The organism is Streptomyces sp. NBC_01515 (assembly GCF_045040345.1).
Lineage (GTDB): Bacteria > Actinomycetota > Actinomycetes > Streptomycetales > Streptomycetaceae > Streptomyces.
Genome location: NZ_CP109416.1, coordinates 3,220,211 through 3,232,363, shown reverse-complemented (window position 1 = coordinate 3,232,363; position 12,153 = coordinate 3,220,211). Strand labels below are relative to the sequence as shown.

Sequence of the window (12,153 nt, the reverse complement as noted above, 5' to 3'; positions counted from 1 at the left end):
CGCTCGCTCATTTCTGTACGGCCGCCGCGAACTCCGCCAGGGCCGCGAAGTCGCCCTCGCGCAGGCCGAGTCGGGGGTTCACGTGGTGCAGCAGCGCCGGTCCGGGATGGTGAGCGGTCACGAACTCACCGTCCGGCGCGCTCTGTTCGTCGTCCACCCAGGCGAGCGGGCGACCCCCGGCGTACGCCACGATCGCCTCCGTCTTCCAGTGGACTCCGTCGGGCCGCTCGGCGAACAGACCGTCGCCGAAGTCGACGTACGGCAGCTCGGGCAGGCCGACGACCGGGGCGATCCAGCGGTTCGCGGCGGCCATCCAGGTGGTCGCCCAGCAGAGGTCGTAGCCGAGGCGGAGGAGTGCGGGGCCGTGCGCGGGGTTCAGCCAGACCCGTAGGGGGCGGGGGCGGTCGGGCACGGTGACCCGGATCGTCGTGTAGCCCTCGGGGCGGCGTTCCGGCTGTGCGGCGTACGGGTTGAGGGGGCCGTCGACGTCGAGGAACAGGAGGGGGCGGCGGCTCATGTGGTCACCGTAGGGGAGGGGTTGGGTGAGGCGGGCGGAAATTTCTCGCGCCGGCAGGCATAGCCAGGCGGCCCCGCGAGCGTCACAACGAACACAGAGGTGGGGCACGGGCTCCGCCGGGGGAAGCGAAGGTGACGATGAATGCCGAAGGGCTGGAGAGTTTCCGGGACTTCGTGGACAGCAGGTCGTCGGCACTGCTGAAGACTGCCGTGCTGCTGTGCGGGGGAGACCGGCACGCCGGTGAGGACCTGCTCCAGAACGCCCTGGCCAAGGCGGCCGGACGGTGGCAGCGGATCGACGAACCCGAGGCGTACGTACGGCAGATCCTCTACCGGCAACAGGTCAGCCGGTGGCGCCTGAAGTGGCGTCGGCGCGAGGTCAGCGTCGCCGAACCGCCCGAGCCGGGCGCGGGCACCGACGCGGCGGCCGCGGCCGACCTGCGCCTGGTCATGCGCGAGGCACTGTCCCGGCTCACCGCCCGCCAGCGCACCGTGCTCGTGCTGCGCTACTTCGAGGACCTGCCCGAGGCCGACGTGGCCCGTCTCCTCGGCTGCTCCGTCGGCACCGTACGGTCCACCACCCACCGCTCCCTGGCCCGACTGCGCGTCCTGGCACCGGAGTTGGCCGCCGTCGCCCCGCACGGTGCCGACGACGTGCCGTCCCGTGACTTCTCACCCGTGGAGGCGCGTCCATGAACATCGAGGAACTGGTGCGGGACTCCCTGCGTGAGCAGGCCTCCCGCCAGACGTCTCCGGCGACGGGGTTCGCCGACCGGGTGCTGGCCGTCCGTCGCCGCCGTACGCGCAGACTCGCGACCGTCGCCGCCGCTGCGGCCGCCGTGATAGCGGTCGCGGTGACCGTGCCGCTGCTGGACTCTGGCCGGACCGATGTGCGCCCCGCCGAGGTGATCGACGGGGTCGTGACCCACCCCGACCAGTGGCCGCCGCGCGACATGATCGCGGCCGGCCGGACGGCGCTCGCCGCGTACTACACGGCCGACACCGTGGCGAAGATGTCCGGCCAGGGTGTCTTCACCCGCACCTACTGGCTGCTCGACCCGCGCACGGAGAAGTACCGGAAGACCACCAAGTGGTCCTACGTCGCCGTAGCGCCGGGCATGCACACCGCCGCCGTGCTGGAACAGAGCCTGCCCGCCCACCGGATCGGCATCCTCGACCTCACCACGGGGAAGGTCGAGCGCTGGATCCCGGTCGAACGCGGCGTCGGCGGCGTCGAGTTCTCGCACGACGGCAGCCGGCTCGTCGCGACGACATACGACGAGAACCCCGATGCGCGCACGCGCTCGGTGGTCAACGCGGAGACCGGGGCCCTGGATTGGGCGGCGCCGACGGGTTCGAGCCGCACCGGCTTCTACGTCCTCGACACGGCCTCCGGCGCGCGCTCGTGGAGCGGTGTCTCGTTGGACCGGGAAGTCAACGGCCGCCAGGACTTCGCCTTCAGCCGGACCGGCGAGCAGGTGTACTCGCGGATCATCGGGGACCGGGACGGTCTCCAGCAGTTCTACGACCTCGACGGGAACAAGATCGCCGGGCCCGCGAACGAGCGGTACCTGCGGTCCGACGTCGACGCGCGGCTGTCCCCGAACGGCAGGCTCGCCGCCCTCGGCCTGACGAAGGAGGTGGGCGGATCCCCGGGAAAGTCGTACTCCTCGATCCGTGATCCGCGCACGGGCAAGGAGATCACCAAGGTCCGCGGCGACCACCTGCTGGCCTGGGCCGACGACAGGCGGCTCATCGCCTGGGAGCGGACCACGAGTCTGGAGGAGCCGTACCTGCCCCGGCTCGTGCTGGTCACGATCGGCAGCGACAAGGTCGTACCTCTCAGCGGCATCTACAAGGACATCGAGAAGGAATTCTGGGAGCCCGTCTTCGCCGATCGCTGAATCAGATGACCGCCGAATCGGGCGATCGCGGAATCACGCGGCGACGAACTCCTCGTACGCCGCCACCAGTTGGTCGACCGCGTCCCGGCCGGCCGGCCGCAGCGGAGCCCGGACCGAACCCCCGGGCAGGCCGAGCGAGTTGAGCAGCGCCTTGACCGTCACGGTGCCGGGCTGTCCCGCCGCCATCATCAACTCGATGAGCGGCGTGGCACGTTGTTGGAGGCGGGCGGACACGGGGGTGTCGCCCGCCTCGAACGCGTCGAGGACCGCCCGGAGTTGGGCAGGGACGACGTTCGCGACGGTGCTCACATAACCCGCCCCGCCCACCGCGTACAGCGCGAGGATGTGTTCGTCGCAGCCCGCGTAGTACGCCAACTCCGAGCGGTCCAGTACCTTTTGGGCGCCGAGGAAGTCGTAGGAACAGTCCTTGACCGCGACGATCCTGGGGTGCTCGGCGAGCCGGATCATCGTCTCCGGTTCAATACGCGTGCCGGTGCGGCCCGGGATGTCGTAGAGCACGAGGGGCAGTCCCGAGGCGTCGGCGACCTCGCGGAAGTGTGCCTCCAGGGCGTCCTGCGGGGGCCTGCTGTAGTACGGCGAGACCACCAACACCCCGTCCGCGCCCGCCTTTTCGGCCTGGAGGGCGAGTTCCACGGTGTGCCGGGTGTCGAAGGTGCCCACACCCGAGACGAGCGGTACCCGGTCGCCGACGGCCTCGCGGACGGCGGTGATGAGTGCCGCCTTCTCCGCGTCCGTCGTGGTCGGCGACTCCCCGGTCGTCCCGGACAGCACGAGCCCGTCACAGCCCTCCGACACCAGCCGCTCGGCGAGCAGTTGGGCACCGGGGAGGTCGAGTTCCCCGGCCTCGGTGAAGGGGGTGATCATCGCGCACAGGGCGCGGCCGAAGGGGGGTGGGGTGGAGCGGGGTGCGGTCGTCATGTGAGTAGTCTCGGCAGAGTGATAGTGAAGCACTACTTAATTCTTCTACCGGGTATTGGTAAGGGGTGCTGCGTAATGAGGGTGCGTGGCAAGGGGAGGCGCAGAGATGGGAGCGGCCCCTGCCGACCCCCCCGCCCATCAAGGCCCTATGTCCAATTGGCCCCCTCATGGGTCACCATGGCCAGGAAGGTCACCGGCGTGGGAAGTTGATCCACCCCTGGTCACGGGAGGCGTCATGAAGCTCGGCAAGGCACTGGCCACCGGAGTCGCCGTGGAGCGGCCGCGGATCCACGAGGAAGAGCTCGAACTCCCCGAGGGGATCGCGGAGTTCGCGGAGGAGAAGGCGCCCGAAGAGGTACCGGCCGCCCGATGAGACTGCGGCTCCCCGAGGAACGCCCGACGGAGCCGCCGACCGGATTCAAGATCGCCCACCCGGTGCTGTCCCAGGACGGCACCCGGGCCGGGTTCACCGGTGTGTCGCTGGGCGGCGCGCTGCCGTACGGAGTCGTGGCCGACGCGTCCTGCGTGTACGGCCGCCGGCACCGTTCGCCCGCACGACGCTGCGACTGCGGCTTCCACTGTGTGCACGAACGGGCGGCTGCGGAAGCCCTGTTGTGCACCGCCGAGCACCGCGCGGCGGTCCTCCTCGACATCACTGTCCTCGGCACCTACATCCGCTTCGAACTCGGCTTCCGCTACGCCCGCCAACGCGTCCGCACCGCCACCGTCGGCCCCTGCGCCTGCGGCGCCCGAGCCGTCGCCCTCGCCGACGCCGGTTGGGGCAGGCCCGGTTGGCGCGCCCTGGCCGCCGCCTGCGCGGGCTGCGTCCGCAGTCGTACGTCCGTCTCGCTCTCGGAGTTCGCCCGGCGGGCCGGGGACGGGCTGGGGGTGGCGGCGGGAAGCGGCGACCCCGGAGACCTAAGAGGCCCAGGAGGCCCGGGAGGCCCAGGAGACCCGGCGGGGGCCGTCGATCCCGGACTTCCCGAAGGGCTCGGCGTGCCCGAACTCGTCGCGGAGGCCGCCCTGTTGCAGGCCCGCCTCGACTGGTTCCAGAGCCGGTTGGCCCGCCTGGAAGGGAGCGGGGGGCAGCAGCAAGGCGGGCCTTGACCTCAAGCTCGGTCGAGGTTGAAGGCTGGTCGGTACACACCCCCGTACCGATCATCGGAGGCCCGCATGACCGCCGCCCACCGCACCGACTCCCACCCCGACCTCGCCGACCCCCGCGTCGGCGCCCCCTTCTTCAGCACCTGGCGGGTTGGAACACCCCTGCGCCAACGGCGGTCCGTCGAAGCGATCGCGGGTGCCTGGGAACGCCGACCCTGGCCCGCCGACGACCTCCTCGGTTATCACGTCTACACCGGCCACGACGCCTCCACCCTGCTGCACTACTCGCAGTGGACGAGCGAGCCGGCGTACGAGAGCTTCGTCAAGACCCACCGCCAGGAGCGCGTCGACGAGATCGACACCGCCGTACCGGGCATCGAGCGCCTCGGTCTCGGCCGCTACCGCCACTACCGCGGCGGCGGCACCCCGGTGGACCGGAACGGGCCCGTCCCCGGGTGCGTCGTGATCGTCGACGTCGAGTTCGAGGGCCCCGACCCCGACCGTCAACGCGCCTGGGTGGACGCCGTGTTCGAGGCCCTGGAGAACGAACCCGCGCCGCACCCCGGCGGCATCTCCGCCCACTTCCACCTCTCCACCGACGGCACCCGCGTCCTCAACTACGCCGAGTGGGACAGCGCCCGGTCCCACCTGGACGCCCTCGCGGCCCCCGGCGACGGCATCGGCTCCGCCACCGCACTCTGGGAACGCGTACAGACCTGGCCGGGACTGAAGAGCACCACGGTCAGCCGTTACGACCACGCGCTCGGCCTCGTCCCCGAATAGCCACCTCCTCCGATGGCCACCTCCTCCGAGTCGCAGGCCCTGCCCGCCGACAATCTCACCCCCCTGGACAAAAAAAGTGTTCGGTGGGACGGTGGACGCATGCTGGACGTCACCGTGATCGAGGACCCCGAGGCCGCAGCCGTCTCGCTGGACCCCATAAGGGCCCGGCTGCTCGCCGAGCTGGCGGCCGGACCCGCGTCGGCCACCATGCTGGCCGGCAAGGTCGGACTGCCCCGGCAGAAGGTGAACTACCACCTCAAGGCGCTGGAGCGGCACGGCCTGGTCGAGCTGGACGGCGAGCGGCGCAAGGGCAATGTCACCGAGCGGGTGATGCGGGCGACCGCAGCGTCGTACGTCATCTCGCCGCTGGCGCTCGCCGCCGTGCAGCCGGACCCGGACCGGTTCCGCGACCAGCTCTCCGCGCGCTGGCTGCTGGCGCTCGGCGCCCGGCTGGTGCGGGACGTCGGTTCGCTGATCACCGGGGCGACCAAGGCCAACCAGCGGCTGGCGACCTACGCGCTGGACGGCGAGGTGCGTTTCGCCTCCGCCGCCGACCGGGCCGCGTTCATCCAGGAACTGACCGCCGGGGTGAGCGCCCTCATCCGCAAGTACGACGCGGGTGACGCCGAGGAGGGCCGCGACCACCGGATCGTCGTCGCCGTCCACCCCACGCTCAAGACACCACCCACCCCGGAACTGGATCAGTAGAACCATTACAACCAGTAGTACTCAGGAGTCAGCCATGTCCAAGGAATTCGAGATCGTCTACGAGTTTGAGGTCGACGCCACGCCGGGGGAGGTGTGGGACGCCATCACGTCCGGTACGGGCGGGTGGCTGTGGCCGATGGAGTTCGACGGGGAGAAGCGGGTCGGGCCCTTCGGGTCCACGCTCACGAACTTCGATCCGCCGCACCGGCTCACCGCCCTCAGCGAGGACGTCGGGTTCCCGACCCAGAGCCTCAACCAGATCGACGAGACCATCGAACCCCGTGACGACGGCCGGCGGGCGTGGGTGCGGTATGTGCACAGCGGGATCTTCACCGACGACTGGGACAACCAGTACGACGGCGCGAGCAAGCACAACGCGTTCTACCTGCACACCCTGCGCGAGTATGTGACCCACTTCGCCGGTCGGCCGGTCGCCTTCGCCACCCTCAACGGGCCTGATGCCTCAACTGCCCCTGACGCGCTGGAAGTTGCGGCCCGGGCGCTCGGCCTCGCGGACGGCGCCGCCGAGGGTGCGCGGGTGCGGGCGCGCGGGCCCGAGGGCCAACTCCTGGACGCCGTACTCGACTTCCGCAGTCCGTATTTCATCGGGCTGCGCACAGAAGGTGCGTTGATCCGCTTCTTCGGGCGCAACCACTGGGGTGCGCCGGTCGGCGTCAGCGTCCACGACTTCGCCGCGGACGCCGACGCCAAGACGAACGAACTCGCCTGGCAGAACTGGCTGGACGGGGTCTTCGCCTGACCTGGTGCAAGTCGGCGAGACCCCGTCCACCCCCCCCCCGTGGCTCCCCGTAGGTGCTACGGCTGGAAGCGCAGCACCTGCGGGTCGTGGTCGCTGATCTGGTCGTTGAACTCCGAGTTGATGTGGACGCTGTCGTATTCGAAGCAGTCCTTGCGGATCGACGGGCTGATCAGGATCTGGTCCAGGACCTGCTCGTTGCCCTGGTAGTCGTACGTGTAACGCTCGTTCTTCGGCAGGGACTTGATCGCCGAGTACAGCTCGCCCCTGCCTTCGAGGATCTTCGCGGTGTCGGAGAACTCGAAGTCGTTCATGTCGCCGAGCGTGATGACGTCCGCGTCCTTCTGCGCGGCCAGGATCTCCTTGACGAAGGCGTTGACCGCCGTCGCCTGCGCGTGGCGCTGGGTCTCCGAGCTGCGGGTGACCGGCTGGTACTGCGCGGTCAGGGGCTGGTCGCCGCCCTTCGAGATCAGGTGGTTGGCGATCACGAAGACCGTCCTCCCCTTGAACACGAACTCGCCCGCGAGCGGCTTGCGGCTCGCGCTCCAGGCCGCGTTGGCCGGGTCGATCCGGCCCGGGGAGGCGGTCAGTTGGGCCTTGCCGTGCACCTTGGTGACACCGACGGCGGTCGTCGAGTCGCCGCCCGCGCGGTCGGTGAAGGAGACCCGCTGCGGGTTGAACAGGAACACCTGGCGGATGTTGCCGCCGGGCTCGCCGCCGTCCTGGTCGTTGACCGGGTTGATCGAGCGCCAGTCGTACTTCGGGCCGCCCGCCGCGACGATCGCGTCGATCAGCTTGTTCACCGTGACGCTCGCGTCGACCGTGCCGTCGTCCGTGGCACCGTTGTTGTCCTGGATCTCCTCCAGGGACACGATGTCGGGGGACTGCAGGTTGTTCACGATCGCGGCGGCGTGCGCGGCGAAGGTGCCGTCCGACGGGTCGAGGTTCTCGACGTTGTACGTCGCCACCGCGAGCTGGCTCCTCGACTGCTTCTTCGTCGTCTCGCGCTTGAGGCCGCCGCTCTTCACGGCGCCGATCTCGTTCGCGACGAGGGTGTAGCCGCCGTACTGGTTGAAGTCCAGCGGGCCGGCCGTGGTGCCCGTCAGCTTGTCGCCGACGTTGACGACCGGGAAGTCCGCCGTCGCGCCCAGCGACTGGATCTGCAGGCGCCCGCCGTTCTGCGCGTCGTAGGAGCCGTAGATCGTGCCGCCGCGCTGGGTGGCGTTCTCGTGCGGCTTCACCGTGACCCACAGCTCCGCGTACGGGTCGGTCGCGGTGACCACGCGGGCGTTCGAGACCTGGACGTTCATGCCCTCAAGGGACTCGTAGTAGTCCAGGGCGTACTTCTTGGGCTGCAGCGTCAGCGCGTTGACCGAATTGCTCGCGGCGGTGTCGCCGGCCGGCGTGTACGTGCTCGGCACGGACCGGTCGCGGATCACCGTGGCGGCCGGAACGGCGTTGCCGCTGGAGACGACGGTGACCGTCGGCTTGGTGATCTCGGTCAGCGACTGGTTGCCCGTGGAGGCACCGCCCGGCACGTACTCGGAGACCGTGCCGGAGACGGTGACCGAGTCGCCGACGGCGACCTTCGGCGTGGAGCTGGTGAAGACGAAGACGCCCTCGCTGGTGGCCGGGTTGTCGTCCGGGGTCGCGTCCTGGAACCAGAACCCCTTCGACGAGCCGTACGTGCGGACGCCCGTGACGATGCCCGGTACGTCCGCGACCTTCTGGCCGGCGTACGGGGACACCCGGGTCGTGCCCTGGATGTCATGGATGCGCACGCTGTCGGCGTGCGCGGGCGAGGTGAGAACGATCGTGGACGCCACGGAACAGACGGCGGCGACGGTCAGCGCGGCGAGGCGCGCGGAGGACTTGCTCGGCAACGGGATCCCTCCGGGGACATGCATGAGTGCCGGGACGAGGGTGATGGAACAGGTGAGAACAGGTAATACGGCGGTGGGAGCCGCGAACCGGTGGGGCGGTGGCGACGCGCGTAGAAGATACCTGGATTGGGTGTCCATGACATTTCTACGCGCGTCAATCTCATTGCGAGGGCGCTCAGTTGTCAAGGTTTCGGCCATGTACTCCTCGTGGCCGGAACATGAACCGGGCGGCATGGGTCGAAATCCGTCTAGGCTGAGCGGCTGAGTCGTGTGTCGTGTAAGGCGGTCGTACAACCGTCGTACGGCCTTCGAGGCGCCCTAGGAGAACCCACCGATGTCAGACAGCTCCCCCTTGCCGCCGGTGCGGCTGCACTCCGAAGCGGAGCTGGCGCGCGACGCGCTGTCCACACCCCTGCTCGCCCGGGCCGCACGGCTCGCCCGCTGGGCGGGACCCGACACCCGGATCGACGCCGGTGGCAGCCTTGTCGACGAGCAACTGCCCGCCGCGGCCGAGCTGCTCGGGCTCACCGGCGAGGACGCCGCGGCCGACGCGAGCGAGGCCTGGCGGGTCGCCGTGGACACCGGGCTCGTCGAGGTCGTCGACGAGGAGGAGGGCACCGTGGCGACCGGCGAGGAGCTGGCGCTGCTCACCTCCGGCTCGCCCGGCGACGTCCTCACGGTGTGGCTCGGAGCCCTCGACACCCTCCTCGCGGACGCGAGCGTGCCCGATCTGGACGGTCTTGGCGACGCCATGGACGAGGGCGGCGAGGTCGATTTCTCGTCACTCGACTGGGACCCCGAGGCGGAGGCCGAGTTCCTCGACGGCGTCCTCGGCAACCTCTACCTCCTCACCGTCAACGAGGACGGCCCCGGCGACGGCCCCGTCCCGCTGCCCGCGCTCGCCGCGTCGATGATCGTGCCCAGCGACATGGGCGAGCCCACCAACGACGTCCTGGAACAGGTCTCCGACGCGATGATGCGCCTCGACGACCAGTTCCGGCTCCTCGAACCGGTCGGCATCGTCGAGTACCAGCCCGTCGACGAGGCGCTCATGGCCGACCCCGACGAACTGACGGACGGACCCTCCGCGCCCGTCGACGAGACCGACGTCACCCGCTACGGCATGGTCCGCCTCACCCCCCTCGGCCTCTACGGCCTGCGCGCCCGCCTCCTCGAAGCCGGCTTCGCCGCCCCCGCCGTGGGAGATCTCGCGGACAAGGGCGCCGACGCGCTGCTCGACGGGACGTCGACGTTCCCGCAGGCGGCCGCGCGGGCCGAGACCGAGCAGTGGCTGGCCGGCCGTGAACCCCTCGCCGCGGCACGGGAGTTGCTCGCCGCCGCCCGCGGCGCCGACACCGGCGCACCGCTACGACGGCTGCTCTGCCAGCAGGCGCTCTCCCTCGTCGGCGACGAGGCCGAGCCCGCGCTCCGCGAGGTGCTCGACGACCCCGAACTCGGCGGCCTCGCCCGGGTCTGGCTGAGCGAGCACGGGGCGAGCGACGTCCCCGCGCCCTCCGAGGACCTGGTCTTCTGGCTCACCGTCGACACGGTCGCCGCCCAGCTCGCCGCCGAGGGCAACTCCGAGGAGCTGCAAGCCCTGGTCGAGGGCCTGGCCCAGCAGCACAACGGGTTCTTCGCGGCGGCCTGGCGGGTCGACCACCCGGCGACCGCGGACGTCCTGGAGGCGATGGGCCGCCTGCACCCGGACAAGCGGATCGCGAAGGAAGCACGGAAGGCCGCCTTCAAGGCGCGTTCCCAGCAAGGGAGTTGAGACATGCCGGAGGGGTGTGGGGAGGTCGACCTCCCCACACCCCTCCGGTTCACCGCCTCAGCAGTGGTAGCTCGTCGTGTGCCTGAACGACGAGGAGTCCCCGTCGAAGCCGTACGTGCCCCGGTAGGCCGGCGGGTTCTGGAACTCGCCGACGAGGGTCATCGCGTGGGCATGGGCGCCCTGGCCGGTGCGCTTCGCGTCGAGACGGATCGTCTCGCCCATGAAGCCGCCCGTGATGTCCCAGGGAGCGCCGCTGATGCCGGAGGTGATCCGACCGCCGGTCACGACGTGCGGGTAGGTGCCGGGGTTGTACTTCACCTCGATGGCGAAGGTCATCGACCCGTTGTGCAACTCCAGTCGGGCGGATGTGGAGACCGCCTCGGCGGACAGGTCCTGCTCGGAGGCGAACGCCTCGTCGCGCGTCTTGACCTCCGCGCCCTGGGGATTGTGGAAACGGTGCTCGGAGCCGGTGTGGCTCTTCTGCCGCTTGGCCTGCGTGGTCATGCTGATTCCCTCTTCCGGTACGGGAGTTGAGCGACCGTTACGGATACCGAGTGACCGTCAGGCCAGCTGCTCGGCGATCTCCACCCGCAGCAGGGCGCGGACGTTCTCGATGTGGTTGGCCACGGTGACGACCGAGGAGCCCGCGAAGAGCAGACCGGTCGCGACGTCGTCGAGGGAGGTCACCAGCGAACCGGAGTCGCCGCCCGCCGAGATGCACGTCGTCAGCACCTGGTCCATGAACCGGGCTGTGCCCGCCGTGCCGTAGCCGACGTCGATCGTGACGTCGGTCGCGATGATCCGGCCGAAGCTGATGTTCGTCGTACGGCCGGTCTTCTTCACCAGGTCGCCGACCGAGACATTGGCCTTGCGCCGCCAGGCGCGCGGCGCACCGCTGAAGTGCTGCTCACGGGTGGCGTCCTGGAAGTCCACGGCGCCGAGCGCGCAGTCGACCACGTTGTTGTGGCGCTCCACCGGGATCTGCGGCGCGAACTGGATCGGGATGAACCGGTCCAGGGTCGCGAGGCGGTCGTCCGGGTCCGTGCCGCCGTCGTACGCGCCGGGCTGCAGGATCGAACTCCCCGGCTGGGCGCGGTTGCAGTCGGCCAGTACGTGATTGTTGGAGAGGACGTAGAACCTCGCGGGGGTGCCGAGGCCGGGACCCGGCGGGTCCACGGAGGCGCCCGGCAGGAAGTCGTACACCACGGTGCCCAACGTGCCCGCGGTCACCCGTACGTTGCCGATCGAGACGCCCGAACGGGCCGGGCGCATACGGCGCTTGAGCTGCTGCGGCTCGAACTGTCCGAGCCCGCCGAGCTCTTCCAGCAACGGCTGCGCGAGGCCGGCGAGTTGCTCGGCCGTGCTGCCGTCGCTCCGGTAGGAGGTACCGCGGTCCTCGGAGCGGCCCGGGGTCCTGCGTTGCTGCTGCTGACGCTGCGCGGCGACATGGCCGACCGCGACGACGTCGGTGGGGGTGCCGTCGTCCATCGTCCTCGGGACGACGTCCCGCTCGGGGAGCTGGGACTCCGGAACCTTCTGGGTCACGAACACCAGCACGGCCGCCTCGCCCGTTGCCTGTCCGTCGATCCACTTCACGCCGTGGCCGAAGCCGACGACGTTGGCCAGCGGCGACTGCGGCCGCAGGAAGTCTGAATTCGCTTGCCGACGGGAGCTGTCACTCAGCTGGCCGCCGGTCGGTCCTCGCATCATCTCGGGCTGGCTCACGCCAGACCACCTCATCGGGTTACGGCTCTTGGTCCCTTAGGGCTGCTGCGATCGCGCCTTCTC

At 70.3% G+C, this 12,153-nt stretch carries 13 protein-coding genes; 8 read left to right on the top strand and 5 right to left on the bottom strand.

Features of this window, described 5'->3' with window-relative positions; all coding sequences use genetic code 11:
- Positions 1 to 7 precede the first annotated feature (7 nt).
- Positions 8 to 517, bottom strand: coding sequence for a hypothetical protein (locus OG407_RS14300; protein WP_405858193.1), 510 nt, complete (start codon positions 515 to 517; stop codon positions 8 to 10).
- Between the two features lie 137 nt (positions 518 to 654).
- Here OG407_RS14300 and OG407_RS14295 point away from each other — a divergent pair, with 137 nt between their 5' ends.
- Together OG407_RS14295 and OG407_RS14290 are read left to right on the top strand one after the other, a co-directional pair.
- Entirely contained in the window at positions 655 to 1,212 is a 558-nt protein-coding gene (locus tag OG407_RS14295; RefSeq protein WP_405858191.1) for a SigE family RNA polymerase sigma factor, read from the top strand.
- Positions 1,209 to 2,420, top strand: coding sequence for a WD40 repeat domain-containing protein (locus tag OG407_RS14290; protein WP_405858189.1), 1,212 nt, complete (start codon positions 1,209 to 1,211; stop codon positions 2,418 to 2,420). Before OG407_RS14295 ends, OG407_RS14290 begins: the two co-directional genes overlap by 4 nt.
- A 33-nt stretch (positions 2,421 to 2,453) precedes the next feature.
- Here OG407_RS14290 and dapA read toward each other — a convergent pair whose 3' ends face one another.
- Positions 2,454 to 3,359, bottom strand: a complete 906-nt coding sequence (dapA, locus tag OG407_RS14285; RefSeq protein WP_405858187.1) for a 4-hydroxy-tetrahydrodipicolinate synthase — start codon at positions 3,357 to 3,359, stop codon at positions 2,454 to 2,456.
- 235 nt (positions 3,360 to 3,594) lie between these two features.
- Here dapA and OG407_RS14280 point away from each other — a divergent pair, with 235 nt between their 5' ends.
- From OG407_RS14280 to OG407_RS14260, 5 genes are all read left to right on the top strand, one after another.
- Complete coding sequence (locus OG407_RS14280) at positions 3,595 to 3,732, top strand: hypothetical protein (RefSeq protein ID WP_403599702.1); 138 nt, start codon at positions 3,595 to 3,597, stop codon at positions 3,730 to 3,732.
- A complete protein-coding gene (locus OG407_RS14275; protein ID WP_405858185.1) occupies positions 3,729 to 4,466 on the top strand; it encodes a hypothetical protein in 738 nt (245 codons plus the stop codon). Before OG407_RS14280 ends, OG407_RS14275 begins: the two co-directional genes overlap by 4 nt.
- Positions 4,467 to 4,532: 66 nt before the next feature.
- Entirely contained in the window at positions 4,533 to 5,246 is a 714-nt protein-coding gene (locus OG407_RS14270) for an antibiotic biosynthesis monooxygenase (protein ID WP_405858184.1), read from the top strand.
- Between the two features lie 99 nt (positions 5,247 to 5,345).
- Complete coding sequence (locus tag OG407_RS14265) at positions 5,346 to 5,954, top strand: ArsR/SmtB family transcription factor (protein ID WP_405858182.1); 609 nt, start codon at positions 5,346 to 5,348, stop codon at positions 5,952 to 5,954.
- Between the two features lie 34 nt (positions 5,955 to 5,988).
- Positions 5,989 to 6,714 carry an SRPBCC domain-containing protein gene (locus OG407_RS14260; RefSeq protein ID WP_405858180.1) on the top strand — a complete coding sequence of 242 codons (726 nt, stop codon included), beginning with the start codon at positions 5,989 to 5,991 and terminating at the stop codon, positions 6,712 to 6,714.
- Positions 6,715 to 6,770: 56 nt separating this feature from the next.
- Here the strand turns inward: OG407_RS14260 and OG407_RS14255 are convergent, their stop codons facing one another.
- Positions 6,771 to 8,594, bottom strand: coding sequence for an endonuclease/exonuclease/phosphatase family protein (locus OG407_RS14255; protein ID WP_405868402.1), 1,824 nt, complete (start codon positions 8,592 to 8,594; stop codon positions 6,771 to 6,773).
- Positions 8,595 to 8,928: 334 nt separating this feature from the next.
- Here OG407_RS14255 and OG407_RS14250 point away from each other — a divergent pair, with 334 nt between their 5' ends.
- The gene (locus OG407_RS14250; RefSeq protein WP_405858178.1) at positions 8,929 to 10,365 is read left to right on the top strand and encodes a hypothetical protein; all 1,437 of its coding nucleotides are present in this window, start codon (positions 8,929 to 8,931) and stop codon (positions 10,363 to 10,365) included.
- A gap of 57 nt (positions 10,366 to 10,422) precedes the next feature.
- On the opposite strand, the gene OG407_RS14245 is transcribed toward OG407_RS14250, so the two are convergent.
- Together OG407_RS14245 and OG407_RS14240 are read right to left on the bottom strand one after the other, a co-directional pair.
- Positions 10,423 to 10,869: a hypothetical protein gene (locus OG407_RS14245; protein WP_405858176.1), complete on the bottom strand. Its 447-nt coding sequence runs from the start codon at positions 10,867 to 10,869 to the stop codon at positions 10,423 to 10,425.
- Between the two features lie 57 nt (positions 10,870 to 10,926).
- Positions 10,927 to 12,090, bottom strand: a complete 1,164-nt coding sequence (locus tag OG407_RS14240; protein ID WP_405858174.1) for a hypothetical protein — start codon at positions 12,088 to 12,090, stop codon at positions 10,927 to 10,929.
- Positions 12,091 to 12,153: the final 63 nt, after the last annotated feature.